At 35.9% G+C, this 22,525-nt stretch carries 20 protein-coding genes; 3 read left to right on the forward strand and 17 right to left on the reverse strand.

What is annotated here, in order from left to right:
• Positions 1-74: 74 nt before the first annotated feature.
• From MKY37_RS04490 to MKY37_RS04520, 7 genes are all read right to left on the reverse strand, one after another.
• Positions 75-1,925, reverse strand: coding sequence for an oligopeptide ABC transporter substrate-binding protein (locus tag MKY37_RS04490; protein WP_340774220.1), 1,851 nt, complete (start codon positions 1,923-1,925; stop codon positions 75-77).
• Positions 1,926-1,985: 60 nt separating this feature from the next.
• A complete protein-coding gene (locus tag MKY37_RS04495; RefSeq protein WP_340774222.1) occupies positions 1,986-2,891 on the reverse strand; it encodes an ABC transporter permease in 906 nt (301 codons plus the stop codon).
• A 30-nt stretch (positions 2,892-2,921) separates the two neighbouring features.
• On the reverse strand, positions 2,922-3,884 hold the full coding sequence (opp4B, locus tag MKY37_RS04500) for an oligopeptide ABC transporter permease (RefSeq protein ID WP_340774224.1): 963 nt from the start codon (positions 3,882-3,884) through the stop codon (positions 2,922-2,924).
• Between the two features lies 1 nt (position 3,885).
• Positions 3,886-4,833, reverse strand: a complete 948-nt coding sequence (locus MKY37_RS04505; protein ID WP_340774227.1) for an ABC transporter ATP-binding protein — start codon at positions 4,831-4,833, stop codon at positions 3,886-3,888.
• Entirely contained in the window at positions 4,830-5,843 is a 1,014-nt protein-coding gene (locus MKY37_RS04510) for an ABC transporter ATP-binding protein (protein ID WP_340774229.1), read from the reverse strand. Before MKY37_RS04510 ends, MKY37_RS04505 begins: the two co-directional genes overlap by 4 nt.
• Before the next feature lie 396 nt (positions 5,844-6,239).
• On the reverse strand, positions 6,240-7,475 hold the full coding sequence (gene fabF, locus MKY37_RS04515; RefSeq protein WP_340774231.1) for a beta-ketoacyl-ACP synthase II: 1,236 nt from the start codon (positions 7,473-7,475) through the stop codon (positions 6,240-6,242).
• A 28-nt stretch (positions 7,476-7,503) separates the two neighbouring features.
• Positions 7,504-8,439 carry a beta-ketoacyl-ACP synthase III gene (locus MKY37_RS04520; protein ID WP_340774234.1) on the reverse strand — a complete coding sequence of 312 codons (936 nt, stop codon included), beginning with the start codon at positions 8,437-8,439 and terminating at the stop codon, positions 7,504-7,506.
• Between the two features lie 166 nt (positions 8,440-8,605).
• Between MKY37_RS04520 and MKY37_RS04525 the strand changes: the two genes are divergently transcribed.
• Complete coding sequence (locus MKY37_RS04525) at positions 8,606-8,794, forward strand: YjzD family protein (protein ID WP_340774237.1); 189 nt, start codon at positions 8,606-8,608, stop codon at positions 8,792-8,794.
• 596 nt (positions 8,795-9,390) lie between these two features.
• Here the strand turns inward: MKY37_RS04525 and MKY37_RS04530 are convergent.
• Positions 9,391-11,526, reverse strand: coding sequence for an ATP-dependent Clp protease ATP-binding subunit (locus MKY37_RS04530; RefSeq protein WP_340774239.1), 2,136 nt, complete (start codon positions 11,524-11,526; stop codon positions 9,391-9,393).
• Positions 11,527-11,609: 83 nt separating this feature from the next.
• On the opposite strand from MKY37_RS04530, the gene MKY37_RS04535 reads away from it, so the two are divergent.
• Positions 11,610-12,407, forward strand: coding sequence for a Crp/Fnr family transcriptional regulator (locus MKY37_RS04535; RefSeq protein WP_340774241.1), 798 nt, complete (start codon positions 11,610-11,612; stop codon positions 12,405-12,407).
• A 284-nt stretch (positions 12,408-12,691) separates the two neighbouring features.
• On the opposite strand, the gene MKY37_RS04540 is transcribed toward MKY37_RS04535, so the two are convergent.
• From MKY37_RS04540 to MKY37_RS04580, 9 genes are all read right to left on the reverse strand, one after another.
• Positions 12,692-13,342 carry an HAD family hydrolase gene (locus MKY37_RS04540; RefSeq protein WP_340774243.1) on the reverse strand — a complete coding sequence of 217 codons (651 nt, stop codon included), beginning with the start codon at positions 13,340-13,342 and terminating at the stop codon, positions 12,692-12,694.
• 33 nt (positions 13,343-13,375) lie between these two features.
• A complete protein-coding gene (locus MKY37_RS04545) occupies positions 13,376-14,119 on the reverse strand; it encodes a GntR family transcriptional regulator (RefSeq protein WP_340774245.1) in 744 nt (247 codons plus the stop codon).
• A 71-nt stretch (positions 14,120-14,190) separates the two neighbouring features.
• A complete protein-coding gene (locus tag MKY37_RS04550) occupies positions 14,191-15,006 on the reverse strand; it encodes a PfkB family carbohydrate kinase (protein WP_340774247.1) in 816 nt (271 codons plus the stop codon).
• Between the two features lie 13 nt (positions 15,007-15,019).
• The gene (locus MKY37_RS04555) at positions 15,020-15,922 is read right to left on the reverse strand and encodes a carbohydrate ABC transporter permease (protein ID WP_340774249.1); all 903 of its coding nucleotides are present in this window, start codon (positions 15,920-15,922) and stop codon (positions 15,020-15,022) included.
• A gap of 1 nt (position 15,923) precedes the next feature.
• Positions 15,924-16,805, reverse strand: a complete 882-nt coding sequence (locus MKY37_RS04560; protein ID WP_340779842.1) for a carbohydrate ABC transporter permease — start codon at positions 16,803-16,805, stop codon at positions 15,924-15,926.
• Positions 16,806-16,881: 76 nt separating this feature from the next.
• Entirely contained in the window at positions 16,882-18,171 is a 1,290-nt protein-coding gene (locus tag MKY37_RS04565) for an ABC transporter substrate-binding protein (protein ID WP_340774252.1), read from the reverse strand.
• Between the two features lie 63 nt (positions 18,172-18,234).
• Positions 18,235-19,275 carry an SIS domain-containing protein gene (locus MKY37_RS04570; RefSeq protein ID WP_340774254.1) on the reverse strand — a complete coding sequence of 347 codons (1,041 nt, stop codon included), beginning with the start codon at positions 19,273-19,275 and terminating at the stop codon, positions 18,235-18,237.
• A gap of 838 nt (positions 19,276-20,113) precedes the next feature.
• Positions 20,114-20,434 carry a metal-sulfur cluster assembly factor gene (locus tag MKY37_RS04575; RefSeq protein WP_211893390.1) on the reverse strand — a complete coding sequence of 107 codons (321 nt, stop codon included), beginning with the start codon at positions 20,432-20,434 and terminating at the stop codon, positions 20,114-20,116.
• 264 nt (positions 20,435-20,698) lie between these two features.
• Entirely contained in the window at positions 20,699-21,457 is a 759-nt protein-coding gene (locus MKY37_RS04580; RefSeq protein ID WP_340774259.1) for a prolyl oligopeptidase family serine peptidase, read from the reverse strand.
• Between the two features lie 244 nt (positions 21,458-21,701).
• Here MKY37_RS04580 and MKY37_RS04585 point away from each other — a divergent pair, with 244 nt between their 5' ends.
• The gene (locus MKY37_RS04585; protein WP_340774261.1) at positions 21,702-22,514 is read left to right on the forward strand and encodes a Cof-type HAD-IIB family hydrolase; all 813 of its coding nucleotides are present in this window, start codon (positions 21,702-21,704) and stop codon (positions 22,512-22,514) included.
• Positions 22,515-22,525 lie beyond the last annotated feature (11 nt).

The raw sequence follows: 22,525 nt of genomic DNA on the forward strand, positions 1-22,525 counted from the left end.
TTAGTATCACATCCTTATAAGACCATATGAAAAACCGCTCCTAAACTTTCGTCTAAGAGCGGTTTTTTTAAATATTATTTTACTGGTGTATCAGCTATTAATTCGATATCGATATAATCGAAGTCTGTATCATAGCCGAAGTCATAGTTTTTCACACGATCGTTAACCGGGAATAATTCGTAACGGAATTGCAATGGAATTACTGCAGAAACATCTACCATATATTCTTGCCATTCACGGAACTTATTACCACGGAACTCTCCGTCAATAGCTTCTGGAGAATCGATTGCAGTTAATAATCCTTCTAGCTCTTCAGAAGTGTAACGGCTGAAGTTATATACTGCTGTTTTAGAGTATAATCCAGCTGGAGATGGGTTTGTACCTGTACCCCATGCACCCATGAAGATGTCGATTTCTGGATCATCCGCTTGTACTTTATCGTAGAATGTGTTGAACTCGATTAGACGGCCTGTAGCTAATTGAACATCTAAACCAACTTCATTCCAGTTTTGTAGGTAGTAAGAGATTACTTGTTCTTGTGTTTCATCACCAGACATTGCAGCAAGATTGATTGTTAATTTTTCCCCTTTAGGGTTTTCACGAAGACCATCGCCATCTGTATCCTTATAACCAGCTTCGTCTAAAAGTTGGATAGCTTTTTCTGCATCATAGTTATATCCTTCGATAGATGAATCATGGAACGATTTAAATACTGGTGGAATTAGAGAGTTAGCACGTTCACGTAAATCAAAGTAGAATACTTCATTTACCTGTTCAACATCTAAAGCATAGCCCATTGCTTGACGTAACACTTTGTCACCCATTTTAGCTTCTGCTTCATTTGTAATTGCAACACTTGCATCATAGTCATACTTACCAAGTTTAAATCCTAGATAAGAGTAGTACAATTCTTGACGACCAAGAAGTGTAATATTTTCAAGATCTTTTACGTTTTCATATGCACTAGTCGGGAATCCAAGAGCCATATCATATTCTCCTGTTTCCAAAGCTTTTGCTGCAGATGTACTAGGTACAGTTTTAACAACTACACCATCAAGTTTTGATTGGCCTTTCCAGTAGTTCTCATTGCGTACAAATTGTACTGATTCACCTGGAACGATTTTATCAAATTTGAATGCCCCTAAGGTAACTGGGTTTTTACGTACTGCATCACTTTGAAGTAATTCAGTAACAGGGATATCTTTTACAATATGACTTGGTTCAGCGTAAAACCAAAGTCCGTCTCCACCTGAATAGATTGCTGGTGAAATTTTATTGAATGAAATTTCTAAAGTTGTTTCATCCACTTTTTTCAGACCTGAAATTGTATCTGCTTTTCCGTCATGATATTCCACAGCACCAACGATGTTTTGGAAGTCAGAATCATAACGAACTCCTGCATAATCTGGATGACCGATAATTAGATAAGGTTGAATTAAATCCTCCACTTTAAGAGGCTCTCCATCAGACCATTTAATTCCTTCTTGAATTTTAACAGTTGCTTTATTGTTAGCATCATCAACTGTCAATGTTGCTATACCACCATCAGAAATTAAGAAATCTCCGTCAGTGTCAAATAGTACATTGCTTGAGAAGCCCATAATATCTGCATCATATGCATCCTCATATAGTGTATAAGAGAAAATACCTTGGAATGGAGAATCATTTACTAATGCTACTTGTAGAGTTCCACCGTCAATAGCTTCTCCTTCATTATCAAGTACTACCGGGAATAATTCTTCGGAAGCTGGTTGTTCGGCTTCTTCTTCTGTTTCCTCTGCGGCTTCTTCTTCTCCTGTACCTTCTTCTTCAGTTTTTTCCGGCTCATCAGCAGGTGTTGCTGAATCATCATCGGAATTACACGCGGCAAGAACTAACATTAGTGTCAACAGCAATGCCAATAGAGCTAATAGCTTTTTATTCATTCTTTTTCCTCCTTTTTATCTCTTTTTATATATCAAACGCTCTTGCGTTTAATAACGAATTTAACCAAGACGTTGACGTGCATCGGCAGATCGTCGAATGGCCTGACCAACATAATTGATCGCTAACATAAGAAATAAGATTAATAATGCTGCCGGCAACCAATTCCACCATGCATTTTCCATAATGAATGGATCTGTAGCATAACTTACAAGTGTCCCCAAACTCGGTGTCGAAGGTGGTAAACCAAATCCTAAAAACGATAGTCCAGTTTCTAGTCCCACATTTCCTGCAAAGTTTAAAGTCATGTCTACTATTAATATAGAACTTAAATTCGGCATCATTTCTTTAAAAATTATGACAATATTTCTTGTACCTAAGGTTTTCGAAGCACTAATATAATCTCTTCTACTTTCGGAGAGTGCTTTACTCCTTATCAGCCTTGCTGTACCAACCCAGAGAAATAAACTCATGATTAGGATAAACTCGACAATAGAATATTTAGGAATAATAGTTACAAATACAATAATGATCATCAATGATGGAATTGTAATGAAGAAATCAATAATTCGCATAAAGATATTATCAATCCATCCTCCAAAATAACCACAAACTAGTCCGATAACAACTCCAACAAAACCTGTAATGAGCGTTACTACTATCGCAATTGTTAAAGAGTTTCGTGCACCTACAATTAGTTGCCCAAGGATATCACGCCCACCTTTATCGGCACCTAAAAAGAATTTTTCTCCTGGTTCTGCTAACTTATCTCGGAGACTTATTCGCATCAATTGGGTTTGGTCGATTTGCCATGCCCAATAATAGATGCCTCCAATTACGATGATTAACGATATCAGTGAAAACATAGCTAATTTATCTTTCATAAACTCCCGCGCGATTACTTGAAAACCTGTCGGCGGAGAGCTTACTTTTATCTCTTTTGGTTCAATAGCTTCAGTATTTTTCATTATTCGGACTCTCCTTATCCATTATTTTTGTTAGTCAATCCTAATTCGAGGGTCAACAATGCTCATGATGATATCGGATAATAGACTTCCTAATAATGTTAAGAATCCATAAAGCATAACAAGTGCTGTAATTACACTATAATCACGCCCGTTTATAGCCTCAACGAACAATTTTCCCATACCCGGATACCCAAAAATGGTTTCAATAAAGATAGAACCACCTAAAAGTCCTGTAATCGTGAAACCTAAAAATGCTGCAATGGGTAACAACGAGTTACGGAATATATGACGAGAGTATACTTTGTTAATCGGAATTCCCTTACTTTTAGCGGTTCGTACATAATCCATCGACTTAGAATCGATAATTTCTGAACGTAAATACTGGATAATTCCAGTAGTAGCAAGCAAGGCATACGTAATTGCTGGCAATAAAATATGATAAAACTTACTCCATACGAACCCAGCACTTCCGGACTCGTATTTAATATCCACCGTCCCACTTGTAGGGAACCAGCCTAGTTCATAACCAAAGAAGAACAGATTGATAAGTCCTAATACAAATGTTGGTATTGCAAAAACTATAAAGCTATAAAATACAATTGATTTATCTAGGAAAGAATCTTGAAATCTACCTGCTAAAACCCCTAAAGGAATAGCGAGTAAGTATAGTAAAAAGACACTTAGCAAAGATAACCACAATGTATTTATGGCACGACCTGCTATTAGATTCGATACGGGCACGTTAAATGTGTAACTACGACCAAAATCACCTTGAAAAGCATTTCCAATCCAGTTCACATACTGCACATACCAGGGATCGTAGAAACCTGCTTTAATACGAAGTTCTTCTACTCTGGCAGGATCTGTTTCTGGAGTAATCAGTCCAGTAAAAGGATCCCCAGGCATAAACTTTGCCATAATGAATATTAAAAGACTAAGTACAAATAATTGTGGAATCATTACAAGAACACGTCTAACAATCGTTTTCCACATATTATATGCCCCCTTTATTCTGAGCACTTGTTGCTACTTGGTGGGTTTCGGAAATAGTTTGTAAATCATATACTCTTCCATTTTCATCATAATAATTATGGTGATTTGTTAAATAATCTACTTCTACTGCTCTTCGAATTTTCTTTCGCTCTTCTCGATCCATTGGGTTTACTTCTGGTATTGCTGAAAGTAATCTCTTTGTATATATATGTTGAGGATTTGTATAAATGTCTTTTCTATTACCAGTCTCTACAAAGCGACCTTTATACATAATCGAGATATTATCACACATATGTTTAACTACTCCAAGATCATGGGATATAAATAAATAACTTAAGCCAAATTCGTCTTGGATATCTTTTAAGAAATTAAGAACCTGTGCTTGAACCGATAAATCGAGTGCCGATACCGGTTCATCCGCAATGATTAGCTTTGGATTACTAGCTATAGCTCTTGCAATACCGATACGCTGCTTTTGCCCACCTGAAAATTCATGTGGATATTTAAGTCTTGCTTCTTCGCTCATACCTACAATCGCTAGTAATTCATTAATTCTTTTTCTTTCTTCACCAGGAGAAAGTTTTAAGAAATTCCTTATAGGTTCTGCGATGATATCCTGCACTCGTTTACGAGGGTTTAGACTCGAATGTGCATCCTGGAATATCATTTGAATGTCTCGATTATAGGCTGAATTTCGCCCTCTCGCTTTGTTTGTAACATTCTCACCTTCATAAATAATGCTTCCAGATGTAATTTTTTCTAATCCAATTATAGATTTTCCAGTTGTGGATTTCCCACAACCTGATTCACCTACTAACCCATAAGCTTTCCCTTTTTCAAACTCTAGGTTTATACCATCTACAGCATGCACATTGTCTACTACTGTATTAAAAAATCCCCCACGAATCGGGTAATGCACTTTTAAGTCATTAATTTGCATGAAACTCATAGGGAATTACCTCCTTTTTCACTTTCAAAGTGAAAATGTTGCCAGCAAGTACATCTAACAAGATGTCCGGGAGATACTTCGTGCAATGTTGGATTTTCCTCATGTGCCTTAGCCGGAATCCACGGTATACGTTCCGCGAATCTACATCCTACTCTCGGTAATTTTACTAACGACGGAACCATCCCCTGTATTACTTGAAGTTTCTCATTCTCACTATTCATTTGAGGAATAGAATTTAGTAGAGAACGTGTATATGGATGTCTCGGATTTGCAAACAATTCTTCCACAGGGGCCTCTTCAATAATTTGACCAGCATACATTACCGCAACACGGTCTGCCGTTTCAGCTACTACACCTAAATCATGTGTGATTAATACGATACCTGCTCCTGTTTCTTTTTGAAGTTCTTTTAGCAGATCCAGAATCTGAGCCTGAATAGTAACATCAAGTGCAGTTGTCGGTTCATCAGCAATAATGATATTTGGTTTACAAGAAATGGCAATCGCGATAATAACACGTTGTCTCATCCCACCTGAAAGCTGATGAGGAAACTGTCTAGAAATTCGTTCAGGGTTTGGTATTCCTACTTGTTTTAACAGTTCTATTACACGGTTACTTCGCTCTTGTTTTGTCATTTTAGTATGATACACAAGACCTTCTTCAATCTGCTCCCCAATCCTCATTAATGGATTTAAAGCTGATAATGGGTCTTGGAAAATCATTCCTATTTCTTCTCCACGAACATTATTTAACTTTTCCTCTTCCAATAGTGCAAGGTTTTGCCCTTTATATAAAATTTCTCCTTGAACTCTTGTCTTGTTATGATCGTACAATCCGATAATAGAAGTTGCTAAAGTAGATTTTCCACAGCCAGACTCACCAACCACCGCAAGTATTTCATTTTTTCTTAAGGTTACGGATACACCATCCACCGCATCATAATATGTATCCTTTATGCGAAAACCAGTATGTAAGTCTTTTATCGTTAAAAGCTGATCTAGGTTGTTCAAAGTATTACTCCTTTCAGTCATCGCTCATCAATATTATTAGAAGGATAATAGATTATAAATTTTTATACTTTTCTGTGTATTGTTATCTTATTGTTAAATTCTATTACAGTTCTGTTACAATCGCAATATTATTTTTTTATTATTCCCTTAATTTACTCTTTTTTGAAAATTAGGATATGTTTTAAGTCTTGTAATACCAAGTCATTTTGACATTTTTAGATAATTAGAAATATTTTTCTGATTAATGATTATTTGTTATTTTTTTAAAAAATATATCAAGAAAATGTTATGTTACTCTCTAAAACACTAGTGTTTCAACACTTTAAAGCAATGAATTTTTAAGCAAAAAAAAAGCATTTCCAAATTTTAACTTGGAAATGCTTAATCAGAAAAGCTTTATATTTTTTTGAATAAAATACTTGCATTATGTCCACCAAAACCTAATGAATTACTCATAGCGAATTCGATATCGGCATTTCTTGCAGCATTTGGCACATAATCCAAATCACATTCAGGATCAGGCGTCTCTAAATTCATCGTTGGCGGTAAGATTCCTTCTTTTAATGCCAATACAGTGAAGATTGCTTCCACTCCACCTGCAGCTCCTAAAAGATGACCCGTCATTGACTTTGTAGAACTCATCGCAAGTTTATATGCATGTTCTCCAAATACAGTTTTCACAGCCATTGTTTCAAAATGATCATTATACGGTGTGCTTGTTCCATGTGCATTAATATAATCGACTTGCTCTGGTGAAATTGTAGCATCGTCTAGTGCTTGTTTCATCGCACGCGCGGCACCTTCTCCTCCTGGAGCTGGAGCAGTAATATGATGCGCATCACCTGTGGAACCATATCCGATAATTTCTGCATAAATTTTCGCACCACGAGCTATGGCATGTTCATATTCCTCTAAAATAATAATCCCTGCACCTTCTCCAATTACAAATCCATCACGATTTGCATCGAATGGGCGAGAAGCTTTTTCAGGATCTGTATTTAACGTAAGGGCAGTATTTGATACAAATCCTGCTACTGACATATGAGTAATTGGAGATTCTGCTCCACCTGTAATCATTACGTCTGCATCCCCACGTTCAATCACCTTAAATGCATCTCCAATTGAGTTTGTGCCAGAAGCACAAGCTGTTACTGAACATGAATTAATAGCCTTGGCACCAAAATGAATAGATACTTGACCTGCTGCCATATCTGGAATCATCATTGGAACAAAAAATGGACTTACTCGTCTTGCCCCTTTTTCTAAAAAGACACGGAATTGAGCCTCATACGTCTCCATCCCACCTATACCAGAACCAATCCACACACCCGTACGAAGGCCAACTTCTTCTGTAATTGTAAGATTTGCATCTTCCACGGCCATGATTGAAGCAGCTAATGCATAATGGGTAAAGCGATCCATTTTACGTGCTTCTTTTCTTTCAATATACTTTTCAATATCAAAATCTTTTACTTCAGCTGCAACCTTAGCCGCAAACTGTGATGCATCTAGTCTTGTCAGCATACCTACACCAGATTTACCTTCTTTAATACCCGACCACGTTGTTTCAATATCATTACCTAGTGGTGTAACAGCACCTAAGCCTGTTACTACTACTCTGCGTTTTGTCATGAATTATTCATCCTTCCAAATTGTACGTTTATTTTCCCCATTTTAATGCAATTGCACCCCATGTTAAACCTCCACCAAAACCAACCATTACAATTGTATCATCATCTTTTACTTTGCCATTTTTTACTTCTTCATTTAAAGAAAGAGGTATGGAAGCAGAGGATGTATTACCATACTTGTGAATGGTTTTAGACATTTTCTCAATAGGTAACCCTAGTCTTTCTCTTGACGATTCCATTATACGAATATTTGCTTGGTGTGGAATTAGCATATCAATTTCTTCTTTGTCTAATCCAGCTTTTTCTATTACATTTACCGCAGATTCACCCATTTGCCTTACAGCAAATTTAAAAACTTCTCGTCCGTTCATTTGAAGATGTGGACCTTCTTGCGATAAATGCTTACCACCACTACCGTCAGCACCAAGTTCGAATGATAAAATTCCCCGTCCTGCAGAAACTTTGCTTACTACTGCAGCACCAGCACCATCTCCAAATAGAACTGCCGTGTTTCTATCTTCCCAATTAGTAATTTTAGATAGTTTTTCTACTCCCACTACAAGTACGTGTGAGTAAGTATCTGTCTCAACAAATTGCTTCGCTGTTACTAGTCCGTATATAAATCCTGCACATGCTGCCGATAAATCCATTGCCGCTGCATTTGTTGCACCAAGTTGTTCTTGTAGCATAGTTGAAACACTTGGAAATGGGCGATCTGGAGTTACTGTTGCTACAATTATCAACCCAATTTGATCGGCAGTAATTCCTGCATCTTTTATTGCTTCTTTTGCAGCTTTCACAGCCATATGAGATGTATTTTCATCTTCTCCCGCAATTCTTCGTTCTTCTATACCAGTCATCGTTCTAATCCATTCGTCAGATGTATCCATTCTTTTTTCAAGGTCTTCATTTGTCAATACATGTTCAGGTGCATATGTACCTAAACCAATTATTCCTGCATTCATGAATGTTCCTCTTTTCTTATAATCTATTATTAGTACCTGGTATTAATAATAACGAATATATGTATATTTTTCAACAACAGAGTTTGTTTCACTAAATATTCTTTTGTAATATGCTATGCTATGGTATGATAAATATAGAAAAAATTTGCGCCCGAGGTGAAATTACATGCACTATATTATGACTGTATTTTGGTCAGTACTTTTGGTTTCTATGTTAAATTACGTAGTGAGCTCTGTTCAAAACGTTGAGTTTGTATTCATGGATGGTATCTACATGTCCATTCCAGTTGCAATTTTGGTTATGATTATCGCTGCAATCATTCCTAATGAACCAGCAGCTAAAGCACATCACTAAAAAACAGCCTTCCAACTGGAGGGCTGTTTTTATGTTGTTGAGATTCCTATGGATTTTGTAGGGTTAGTTTTTATAGGAGAGTGCTTGTCGTATACGAGAGTGATTACAGGTTATCCGAGAGAGAATCGTGCATATACGAGAGACATCACTGACTTTACGAGAGTGCTTGCCGCATACGAGAGTGATTACAGGTTATCCGAGAGAGAATCATACATATACGAGAGACATCACTGGCTATACGAGAGTGCTTGCCGTATACGAGAGCGATTACAGGTTATCCGAGAGAGAATCATACATATACGAGAGACATCACTGACTATACGAGAGTGCTTGTCGTATACGAGAGTGATTGATAGTTATCCGAGAGAGAATCATACATATACGCGAGACATCACTGGCTATACGAGATTGCTGGTCGTATACGAGAGTGATTACAGGTTATCCGAGAGAGAATCATACATATACGAGAGACATCACTGACTTTACGCGATTTCTTGTGTTTAAAGTTAACCTTTTACTTTCATTCGTAAAAAAAACCATAGATAAACCACGGTTTATGTGTGATTTATCTATGGCTAAATTTTCACTAAACTAGATTAAATTTCACTCAATACTTTCAGTTCATCCTCTTCCATTTTAGCCACTACCTTACTGCCTGGTAGAACGGTGCCGCCGATTAGAAGTTTGGCCACTGCCGTTTCTAAATAACGCTGGATATAACGTTTCAATGGTCTGGCACCAAATGCGGCATCTGTACCTTCTTCAACAATCCACTGGATTACCGACTCATCTACTTGTAACTCAATTTCTTGTCCATGTAATCGTTTTTGAAGCTGTTTCACGTATTTTTCTGTAATCTTAACAAAATGTTCCGTTGTTAATGAGTGGAACATAATAATGTCATCTAAACGATTCAATAATTCCGGTTTAAAATGTTCATGTAATGCACTCATGACGAGGCTCTCTTCTTGTTCAGTGACTTTCCCCGTTGTATTCGCCAAATATCCTGAGCCAATATTTGAAGTCAAAATAACAATTGTATTCGTGAAGTTTACGATTCTACCTTGACTATCTGTAATTCGCCCATCATCCATCAATTGCAATAAAATATTTGCTACATCTGGATGTGCCTTTTCTATTTCATCTAACAACACAACTGAATATGGATTTCTGCGAACCGCCTCCGTTAACTGGCCACCTTCTTCATACCCGATATATCCTGGAGGTGCACCGACTAAACGAGAAACACTATGTTTCTCCATATACTCAGACATATCGATACGAATAAAATGCTCCTCAGTGTCAAATAAATTAGCTGCTAAAGATTTAGCTAGCTCTGTTTTTCCGACACCGGTAGGTCCTAAAAATAAGAAAGAGCCAATTGGTTTATTTGGATCTTTAATACCTGCTCTTGCTCGCCAAACAGCTTCTGTAACTAACTGGACTGCTTGATCTTGTCCAACTACACGCTCTCCTAATGTTTCCTTTAAGCGTAATAGTTTTTCCCTTTCCCCTTCAACCAGTTTAGTTACAGGAATACCGGTCCATCTTGATACGATGGAGGCAATTTCTTCTGCTGTTACTTCTTCGCGTAATAGACGAGTTTCTGGATCTTCATTCACTTGGTTTTCATACACTTGGAGTTCCTTTTCTAATGTTGGAATTTTCCCGTGTCGAAGTTCAGCTGCTTTGTTTAAGTCATACTGATTTTCAGCTTCTTCTAATTCTCGACGATAGCGATCCAATACTTCTCGTTTTTGCTGAATTACTTGAATAGCCTCTTTTTCTTGTTGCCATTTGTTTCTCATTTCACTAATAGATGCCTCTAGTTCTTTCAAGTCTTTACGCAGCTGCTCTAATCTTTTTTGACTTGCCGCATCTTTTTCTTTCATTAATGCTTGTTCTTCAATTTGAAGCTGCATCATTTTTCTTGTAACTTCATCGAGCTCCTGAGGCATTGAATCGATTTCTGTCCGGATCATCGCACAAGCCTCGTCGACCAAATCGATTGCTTTGTCTGGCAAAAATCTTTCTGTAATATAGCGATTAGAAAGCTCGGCTGCTGCAACAATTGCTCGATCATGTATCCGCACACCATGATGTAGCTCAAATCTCTCTTTAAGTCCACGCAAAATAGATACGGTATCTTCAATAGAAGGCTCTCTTACCATCACTTGTTGAAAGCGTCTTTCAAGTGCCGGATCTTTCTCAATATACATGCGATACTCATCGAGTGTGGTGGCTCCAATGCAGTGGAGCTCACCGCGCGCTAGCATTGGTTTCAACATATTACCAGCATCCATTGCACCATCCGATTTTCCAGCACCGACTATCGTGTGAATTTCATCGATAAACAGAATAATTTGTCCTTCACTATCTTTCACTTGCTTTAAAACCGCTTGAAGGCGCTCTTCAAATTCTCCTCGATATTTTGCACCCGCGATTAAGGAACTCATATCAAGCTCAAAAATTTCCTTCTCTTTCAGACCTTCTGGTACATCCTTACGCACAATACGCTGTGCCAAACCCTCTACAATGGCAGTTTTTCCTACCCCAGGTTCTCCAATAAGTACTGGATTATTTTTCGTTTTTCTTGAAAGAATACGAATAACATCTCTAATTTCTTGATCGCGACCAATTACAGGGTCCATTTTCCCTTCTTTCACTGCAGTTACTAGGTTTCTACCGTACGTTTCTAAAGGACTTTTTTCATCTTGTTGTTTCATTTGCATATGCAAACCTCTCCTTATGAAATACTTTGACCTTCTTTGACTAATCCAAGTATACGTCCTTCCTAATAACTTTGTAAAGAAATATGACTATTGATTTTTCAATAAATAAAGCATTAAAATATGCTATTATAAAAGAAAGTGCACAAATGAAAACAAATGTGAATGAAGGAAAGGAAGTAATAATTATGAATGAACAAAGTTCCAATTCACAAGGTATACATGCACTGTTCGAACAATTTGGAGCTAACTTAAAAGTAGATAAGGATCGCCCTGTTTTCTTAGAAGGGGAAAGTGCAGAAGACGTCTACCTCATCAAGACAGGTACTGTTCGCATTAGTAAGGATACAGAAAGCGGCAAAATATTGACTTTACGAATTACAGGAAATGATTCATTTATCGGAGAAACTTCTATTTTTTGCGAAACTGTGTATCATTCTGTTTCGGCTAATGCGATAGAACCTACTCAATTATTAGTATTACCACGTGCTACGCTAGAAAAGTATTTATCAGATTGTTCGTCTCTTATGATGGAATGGATTCAGGTTATGCAAATGCATAATTTGAAAAATGAGACTCGCTTTAGAGATTTGTTGCTCCATGGAAAAAAAGGAGCATTATTGTCCACATTGATACGATTAACTAATACTTACGGGGTAAAACAGGAGGATGGTAGCATTCTCATTGATTATGCAATGACCAATCAGGAGCTCGCCAACTTCTGCGCAACGAGTAGAGAGGTCGTAAACCGAATTCTAAATGATCTAAAGAAAAAAGATATACTTTCATTAGATAAAGGAATGATTACGATTCATGATTTACAATTTTTACGCACGGAAGTAGAGTGTGATAACTGTCCACTTTATATTTGTCGAATTGACTAGTATGGGAAGCTGCTGAGCTATTTTCAGTGGCTTTTTTTGATGTATTGGAGATTGTGATAGCATCTGTTAAGTGGAAATTGGATAGTTTTATATGGAACCCGAGCCCTTTTTGAGGTTATGACCTATGTCTCGAATAATGATACCGAAGAGAAAATTAAATGAAATAGATTCTGTCGATCTTTTAGTTCAATTTTATAAGTAAAAAAGCACTCCCTAAATAAGGAATGCAAAATTTAAATAACAGAAGGAAGTATCATTTTAATAACTAAAATGGTTATTAAATATTATAAACCTTTAATCAATTCATTTAACGATATATCACTCATTGATTTTAAACGAAGGTCTACAGCACAAAAATTCATATTGTTTGTGATGCTATTCGGAACGATAACACACTTCATTTCTGCACTTTTCGCAGCGATAGCTCCATTGGCAGAGTCTTCAAATACTATACATTCTTTAGGGTCCAACCCTAAGCATTTTGCAGTATTAATATATAACTCAGGGGAAGGCTTAACTTTTTCCACATCATCCGATGTTTTAATGCATGAGAAATAGTCAAAGAGTTCTAGGTTTTTCAAGTGCATACTCACCCACTCAAAATTAGAACTAGATGCTAAACCGATGCTAAGTCCTAGATTACTTGCCTCTTCAAGATAATCTCTTATACCATCGCGACAATCTACATTTTTAAGTCCCTCGATAAAGTCTTTTCTAAATTTTTCTTTTATTTCATCAAGATTGAATTTCGTGAGTGAGTGTTCCGTTAGATAGTCAAATAGTGAAAAATTAGATTTAGTACCAATTCCCTTGACCCATCTTTCAAAAGGTAGTTCTACACTATGTGTATTGAAAATTTCTTTAAACATTTCATATTGATATGTTTCGGTATCTAATATGAGTCCATCAAAATCAAAAATAACACCTTTAATCATTTAATCTCTCCTATACTGAGGGGATTCCTTCATTTAATCTGTATACTCTGCTTCAATTAATAGTTTTACTCTCTCCGCAACTAAATAGTACTTGGAATAGTGAAGAGGTTTATTTAATTTGTCGCAAATAATTTTCTCCACAAGAATGACAGGTGAAACTCTACTTATTCCTAAATGCTCACACACAGTTGGAGTCGGATGAAGGTATTCTACCTCTTTTTTTACTTTAGCAAATCGAACATGATACTCTTCCCTAATTAGTTGAAAAGTAGATGTCTCATTTTCAATTTTCTTCTCTATGTCTGGGTATAATTCTGTGGGAAGATAGGCATAATCTAAACTTAGTTGTCCGTCTTCATCGCTAACCAGTCTGACAAGTTCTACAAATTTTGTGTACATATGCATGAATTTTTTTGAAATTTTATCCTCATCTATAATTATTTTTTTAGAAAGAATTTGTTTTTCTATATTTCTATCTTCTGTAGAAAGTCCTTCCGTAAATCCCTTCAAATTTAAAATATGCAATTCAGTTATGCTAGCCTTCACAAAAGTTCCCTTTCCCCGAACCACTTCTATCACATTTTCTTCTATTAATTCTTTTATAGCTCTTCGAATTGTTATTCTACTAACATCGAACATTTCACAGAGCTCAGACTCATTAGGAATCTTCGCTCCAGCATGCATCCCTTTAGATTTAATCATTTCTTTAATACTTGCCTTAATCTCATCATATAAAAAGTTAGAATTACTCGTAATATCTGTTGTATTTTTTTTCATGTAAATCTCTCCTATTAAATGTACTTATTGTTATTTTACATAAATATTGAGAGAGATTATATTAATATCCTTTAAAGACTATGCGGATAACCAAATCCACCGTCTATTTGACATGTTTTCTCAGCTGATAAGGTTCCTATAGAAATCGCTTCTTCGATTGAATGATTGGATAAAAAACTCACTAAAAAGCCACCTATTAAACTATCTCCAGCTCCCATAGTGTCATTGACAGAAATGGGTCTTAATATTTGATAATAAATTTTACCGTTGTAAATAAACATAGCTGGATGCCCTCCTCTAGTCACACCAACTACCTTGAAACTAAATTCTTTCAAACTATCTACAAACTCTTCTAATTCTAATGTAGACAACTCGGATGCTGAAAAGAAGGCATATGAAATGTAGGGAGCTACTTTTCTAATATAGTTCAAATCAAGTTGATTTGAAAAATCATATGAAATTTCAATCACATCTGACAATTTTTCAAGCTCGCTCTCCATAGATGAATAAACACTAACATGACATAAATCAAAATCTGCTATAAATTTAAGCTCTTCCATCGTAAGCTGTATTTTGAAAATGTGTTGAACCGTGTTTTTAGGTCCCCCTACAAAAATGCGTTCCCCTTCCTCAGTTAATGAAACCTGTGGCTGCCCACTCATTCCTAATGCATACCTGCAATGTAAATGATCCACTCCTTCTTGGTCTAGCGCATATTCAATATGTTTTGCTATCTCATCAGATCCAAAAATCCCAATATAAGATACATGTTCTGCCCCATTTTTCTTTGCACTTACAGCAACATTTACACAGTTTCCACCTGGATAATACTTCTGTTGATCTAAGTAACAATCTGCAACATTATCACCTATAGCTATCATTTTCATATATTATTCACCCCTATCCTTTCACAGAGCCTTCAGAAAGGCCACGAACTAAATATTTTTGAAGTAAAATCAATAAAATAATCATTGGGATTGAAGCTATTACCATTCCAGCCAATAGCACTCCCCAATCAGTTCTAAGAGCGTCCCGGAATCCCATTAAACCTGAAGGTATCGTTTTTAAGGCACTTGAATCAATAAACACAGTAGAAAATAAAAACTCGTTCCATGCAAAATATGCAGTTAGAACAACTGTCGTTATTAAAATCGGTATAGATAACGGAAGATAGATTCTATAATAAATTCCAAACTCACTACAACCATCGATGATTGCAGATTCCTCTAATTCTTTTGGGATACTCAAGAAAAATGCACGTATTAAGATAATACTTAAAGGAAGCCGATACGCTACATATGTAAGAATCAGAGCCCAATGAGTATTAATTAAATTCATCCATGTTAGGATTTCAAAGAGTGGTATCAATGCTACTTGAGGATTCATCATTAAACCCCCAATGATAAAAATAAGTGCAACATTGATCCATTTAGTTTTATATCGAGACAATGAATAAGCCGCCATAGATCCAATTAAAACAACCAGTAATATTGTAAGGATTGTTACAAATAGGCTATTAAAAAAATAACTTGAAATACCTTGTGACCATGCAGTAATATAATTTTCAAAATGCCAAACAGATGGTAAACTCCAGACATTATTGTAAATCTCATCGTAACTTTTAAAAGAGGAGATGAACATCCAATAAAGCGGATATAGAACAATAAAAGCAAAAAACAATAGACCTAATAAAAAGATATTTTTAGAAATTTTGCTGCGTAAATCTATCTTAGAGCGTATTTTCTGATACCGAGCAACAGGAGAGCTCTTCAAAACATCTTCTTTCGTATTAAGTAATGTCATTTTATTCGTCCTTTCCAGTGCCAGACACTTTTATTTGGATTAAAGCAAATATAGCGGTCACTACAAAGATAAGGGTAGCTACAGCTGAAGCATATCCCATATTGTCTTTTATAAATCCAAGTTGATACATATGCACAGATAATGTCATTGAACTAATACCCGGTCCACCATTAGTAAGAATGTACGGTTCATTAAAGACGAGCATTGAACCTGTAACCGTTATCAAAACATTTACAAACATTGTTTCTTTTACTTGAGGTACTGTAATATTAAAAAACATTCGAATTCTACCTGCACCATCTATATCAGCGGCCTCATATAAGTCTTTCGGAATTTTTTGTATAGCCACAATGAATAGCATTGTAATGAACCCAACACTTTGCCACTGTGACATTGCGATCACAGCATAAATCGCTGTAGTTGCATTCCCTAACCACGGCTTCGCCAGACTTTCAAGTCCAATTAATTCTAAGAAACTATTTAATAATCCCATCTGTGGGTTATAGATAAAGCTAAATAACAAAGCAATAACTGAGATGGAAATCATAACGGGTATAAAATATATTACTCTTAATGTAGGAGCTATTCTTCTAAATAGTTTATCTTCTAATATAGTGGCTAAAATCAAAGCAAAAAAAACTTGAAAAATTACTGAAATCACTGCGTATTTAATATTATTTGCAAATGATGTCATAAGAATTTTATCTTCGAAAAGTTCTTTGAAATATCTAAATCCTATAAATTCTTTAGTTTGAGAAAAAACACTAAAATCAAAAAAACTGTTAAAAAAGTTTTGAACTATTGGGATATATACAAATACGCCCAAAAAAAGTAGGGTAGGAAGTAAAAAAAGCATAGGAACTAGTTTTATTCTTTTAAGAATCATACAAGCAACCTTCCTTCTTTTTAATAAGCCCTAATATTCCATGAACATTAGGGCCTAAAATTAATAATAAATGTTATTGAAGCTTCTGAACTGCTTGTTGAACCTCTTTTAAAATCTCTGCAGGAGTAATTTGTTTCGTAGCTAAACTTTGACCTCCACGCATAAATATATCTGCCACATTAATATCAACAGCATTATCAAACCAAACTGCAGTAGATGAAGAATCTAGTAAGATATCATATGCTTCTAAACTAGTTGGATTTGCGTTTTCTTCAGTTATTCCCCCTTTAATCGCATTTAATTGACCATCTGCTTTTGTGAATTCCATAGCAGTTTCAGGTGAAGTTAGAAATTTCAAGAATTCCACAGCTTCTGGTGGAGCATTTTTACTGAGCATCCAGCCTTCTGGCGCACCTGTTAATGCAGTTTGATCTCCTTTACCTCCATCAATTGATGGGAAGTTAAAGAAACCAATATTTACATCACCAATATCCTGTACCATTTTAACTTCAGCAAATTGCATATAAAGAATCGGCACCTCTCCTGCGGCAAACATGTTTCTGGCTGCTTCATGATCGATTGCGGTTGAAACTTCGCCCATGTAAGAAGTAAGTTCTTGGAAAATTTCTAATCCCTTAATGTAACCTTCATCAGTAAATTTAGCAGTCGGAGTAGTATAATCCTGTGCAAGAATTTCTGGATCTACTATACGTTGGAAAATAGTACCAAGATAGTGAGAGATCGCCCAAGTATTCGTAAGCCCCTCCACTAAAGGTGTTTCATAACCAGCTTTTTGTAAAGAATCAAGAGCATCAATTAAGTCATCATAAGTTTTAGGAACCTGAATATTATTTTCCTCAAAAATAGACTTATTATAGAAAAAGGCTTTACCATCAACCGTGAACGGAACTCCATAAGTTGCATCATTAAAAGTGAATCCATCAAATTGTGATTCCATAATATTGGAAGACCATGCCGTATCTTCACTTATAACATCATTCAAAGACATGATACGATCGGAGCTGACAAGGTTCTCAGCAAAACTATGAGACCAAGAAGAAAAGATATCTGGTAGACCATCATTTGAAACCAATACGCGTATCTTCTCTTTATATGAATCGTTTAAAACTGAGTCAACATTTATCTTTACATTAGGATGCGCTTCTTGGAATTCAGCAATTTTTTGATCATAAAATGATTTTCTTGGTTCATTTGGCCAACGATGAAAAAAGTCAATTTCAACTACATCTTTATTATTCACACTAGCATTAGCAGGAGTAGTAGCCCCTTTATCAGAACTACAAGCAGTTAAAACTAATGTAACAAGTACTAATAAAGTTAAAAGACTAAGAATTTTCTTCAATATAAAACTCCTCTCCCTTCGTTAAATAGATCCATAATTTTAAAGCTAAGATTAGTTAATAGATTAGTATTCCATTTTCCACATATATCGACGTACAGACAAAGGATGACCTGTATGTTCAGCAAGTCCATCAGCGTAAACACGTAATACAGCTCCAGTTAGTGCAGGACCAAAATATTCTTTCAAATCTTCATCGATTCCCTCGTAGTTTAAAGTTTCAATATCTACTACTTCTACTTTATCACTAAACTTTCTCACGAAGTCCAAAGCTCTTTGGTCAAGTGGTCGACTAGGTCCATCCCCTAATATCACTAGGAAAGGAACGTCGTAGTCTGTTATCTCAAATGGTCCATGGAAGAATTCTCCTGAATGAATAGCATTAGAATGTATCCATAGCATTTCCATCAACAAACAACTTGTGAAAGAATAAGCATGATGAATATAAGCACCACTAGCCATCGTATAAATTATGTTTTCTCTCTTATATTTTTTTCCAAATTCATCCCCAGCTATAGAGAATAATTTAATATTTTTAGCCAACAATTCATCTAAATTAGATAACTGATTTAAAACACGAGAATATTTTTCATTAGGAGAGAGCACTTGTAATAATTCAAAAATGAATGTATAAAACATTCCAACTTCACAATCAATTGCGTTTGAATCATCTTTATAATTATAATGCATTGTATATTCTGCTTCTTTACATAAAGGTGAATCTACAAGCAACGAAATTGCGACTGTTAATGCACCTTTACCTCTTGCAAAACTTGCTGCCTCAACAGTTTCAGGTGTATTACCAGAATGAGATCGAACTACTACAAGACTATTTTCATTAAGTCCTTTGGGATTCCGATGAATAAATTCATTTGAAGTAAAAACATAACTAGGCACATTTGTTTCTTTACTAATAAAATACTCCCCAAATGAAAGCGAAGCCATTGAGCCACCACATGCTACAAAGAAAATATTTTGAATATTCCTTTCTTTAACAGCCGAAATTATTTTTTTTATTTGACTAGAGTGCTCTCCACTCATTTCTACTTTCTTTCCTTCACCTACCTTATTCAAATTCTCATCCAATGTAAGTTGCTCTTGCGTCATACAAACACCTCCGTTTTTTTATAACGTCATATGACGTTATATTAATTATTATAATAATTTAAAATATTTAGAAAAGTCAAGATATTTTTTAAAAATTAATTTTGCTTAACTTTTTATACAAAAAGAGCCTTACTACACTCGAAAATGTAGTAAGGCTCTATTATTTTAATAAAAACGACTAACAATAGAATGCTAAACAGCATGAATACTTGGTTTGTATCACTCTAAATATATATTCTCTCTTCAATTATTTGAATATCAACATTTCTAGTATTCTTATCTAATAAGAAAAACTTTGAAAAAAATGCCCAGTGCATTAAGAAAAGGAACCTAGAAACTCCGGCGATTTCCGTTACGGCGAACGCTATTCGCGCAGCATGGCTTCAATCTTCTCGTTACTACGTTCCTAAGCGCAATCCGCTCATGTGTTATTTTAAGCATAAATCGACGCCGAAGCTAATGTAAACTAGTCTGTTTGGTAACACAGATTACATGTCGATATTATCCTTAGATTTACTTTGAATAATCTAATCACCTTGGCGATAAGCTATGCTAAATTTTTTTAATTTGTTACTACTCACATAATTAGTTGTAGTGAAAGGCGGCGACTCCAGCGAGATGAGTGACGCTGATAAACATCACAACGAACGCGTTAGCGGCGGTGATGGCTTATCGCTCACCTCGCGGAACGCGTCCGCCTGAAACGGAAATTACCAGTATTACTCATTCTTGAAAGTCCCATGAACCCAGTAGTGCTCAACCTAAATATTTATATACTTTCTAAAAAAAAAGTCGAACCTATTATGGATTCGACTTTTTATTCTTACATATATTGCTATTATCTTACACCAAGTGCTATTTTAGCATAGCGGGACATATTATCTTTTGACCATGGTGGATTAAAGACAATATTTACATCTGTATCTTTTACTTCCGGTAGTTCACCAAGTGCTGTTTTTACTTGATCGACAATTTGTGGACCCATCGGGCAACCCATTGATGTTAATGTCATCGTAACTTTTGCGATATCTTCATCTGCCAATTGTACATCATATACTAAACCTAAATTGACAATATCAATGCCTAGTTCAGGGTCGATAACGTTCTCAAGAGCGGCCATCATACTGTCCTTCATATCTTGTTCTGCATCTTGACTCATTTTGAAAACCTCCTCTATTTTGTCCCGGTTTAACAGGCTGTAATAACACCCACTCAACTTTTAAAGTAAAAATCAAGGGAAATAGGTAGGGATGAACAGCCTGTAAATCCCCGATTAGTTTGGACCAACAAGATGTTGGTCACTCAGGCATTGCCGCACAATGCGGCGTATTTGCCTGAGTTCCTTTTTCCATCAGTGAGGATGAAAAAAATCCCCGCTGATGGAAGTTTCACTTTATATCTCAATCATAACAAACTCATCCGTTTATGCCAAACTGTTTGCAAGCCACTTCATAGAAGCAAGCAATCCTTTTCGTGATACTGCGTGTCCTGCCGATTTTTCATTCATCAGTACTATATTCTGTTTATTATATTGTTTTCTAAGAGAAGCGATAAATTGGGCAGTTGGTTCATATGGTACTACAGGATCCTTTTCTCCATGCCAGAAAAACAATGGTGTTTCAATAAGGTTGTCCGGGTGGTTTGATGCGTCAAAAGTAGATAGGGTGTCGAACATATTTTTTCTCTCGTCTGCATTTAATGGGACTTTAAATCCTTTTTGCTCTACGGAAGCAATTTGTGCTTTCGCAAGCTTTACATAACCAGGTGTTCCCATCATAATGGCAGCAGCATCAAACCAAGGATATGCCGTTAAACAACCTAAAGTAGTAATCCCACCCATAGACGTTCCACCTATACCAATTTTTTGACCGTTTAAATAGCCGCGTTTTTCTAATTCATGTTGAATAAGACCAACTTCTTCAATGGAAGTTAAAACAATTTCCCAAAAGCGTAAACTTATTTCCACTTCATCTAATTTTTCATCTCGTTCTCCATGTAAATGTGCATCTGGTAAAATGACGCGGCATCCTTGTTGAACAAGCTGATATGCGTAATGTAGGTTATGTTCTTTCGCACTTTCAAATCCGTGTAAAAAGATGACAATTGGAGCATCCTCTTTTATTTCTTCTTTATAAATATGTAATAACGGAATGCTTCCCCATGCTTCATTAGTGACTATCATTGATATCCCGCCTTTCTTCTATTATTATTCTACCAAAGTAATTTCACGAGCACAAAGAGACTGATTTCCCCCGCATTAACGGACCAACAGGATGTTGGTCACTCAGGCTGCTGCAGGACGGCAGCGTTATTTGGCTGAGTTCTATTTTCTACCGATGGGGGCAAGATAACCCCACTGTTTTTTCATTTTGACGTTACTCATTGAAAACGATACACTTTAAAGTAAGATAGAAGGGAGTTTTTTTATGAAACCGCATTTAATCGTGTTAGATTTAGATGGGACTTTATTGACCGATGAAAAAGTAATTTCAGCAAAAACTAAAAACATACTTCAACAGGCAAAAAATGAGGGACATGAAGTTATGATTGCCACTGGTAGACCATATAGATCCAGTGAAATGTATTATAAAGAGCTTGGTTTAAGTACACCAATTGTAAACTTTAATGGAGCATTTGTTCATCATCCTAGAAATTCTTCATGGAAAACTTTACATACTCCGATTGATTTAAAAGTTGTAAAACAAGTAGTAGAGGCTGTTGAAAGTTACTCCATCAAAAATATGCTAGCTGAGGTACTTGATGATGTGTATTTACATTATCACGATGAAAAAATACTTTCTGCATTTTCATTAGGAAATCCACAGGTTACAACTGGAGACTTAAAGTCTCTTTTGAAAACTGACCCTACTAGTTTACTAATCCATGCCGAAGAAGATTCAGTCGATTTAGTTCGTCAGCATTTAAGAGATGTACACGCAGAAGTAATTGATCATCGTCGTTGGGGTGCCCCATGGGATGTCATTGAGATTGTAAAGCATGGTTTAAATAAAGCCGTTGGATTATCACATGTATCCGAGTTTTTGAATATTCCACAGGAACGTATTATTGCATTTGGTGATGAAGATAATGATTTAGAAATGATCGATTATGCTGGTGTTGGGGTAGCGATGGGAAATGCTATAAGTCCTCTTCAAACTATTGCCAACGAAGTTACTTTATCAAATAACGAAGATGGTATTGCAGAATTCTTAATAGAAAGATTAAACTTAACTAAATAATAGAGATACAG

The sequence above is a fragment of the Psychrobacillus sp. FSL K6-2836 genome, assembly GCF_038003085.1.
GTDB lineage: Bacteria > Bacillota > Bacilli > Bacillales_A > Planococcaceae > Psychrobacillus.